The organism is Achromobacter sp. 413638 (assembly GCF_043119405.1).
Classification (GTDB): Bacteria; Pseudomonadota; Gammaproteobacteria; order Burkholderiales; family Burkholderiaceae_B; genus Achromobacter.
This window is the reverse complement of the sequence record NZ_JBICCO010000201.1, coordinates 1-217: the sequence shown is the minus strand read 5'-3', so window position 1 is coordinate 217 and position 217 is coordinate 1. Positions and strand designations below refer to the sequence as shown.

The 217-nt window shown below is 47.0% G+C and carries 1 protein-coding gene; it reads right to left on the bottom strand.

Going from position 1 to position 217, the window contains the following annotated elements:
* Positions 1-217 (bottom strand): hypothetical protein (locus ACEU5R_RS32045; RefSeq protein WP_392413958.1); only part of this gene is annotated, 217 nt, incomplete at both ends.

The following is a 217-nucleotide window of genomic DNA, read 5'->3' as shown; positions in this document are numbered from 1 at the left end:
CTGCATGCTTAGACAAAGCGTGCCCTATTACTGTACTTCCTTTATAAGGCGCTTGCGCAGATTCTAAGGCGGTCCTTATATCATCAAATAATATCTTTCCTTTTGAGAATTCCAGCAGTTTATTTATACCAACCGCCTCATACTCCCCCGTCACCGGATTCTGCTTTACCAGCACCTCCCCATCCCGCCCCAGCACCTCCGCATTTCTAACTTCCAA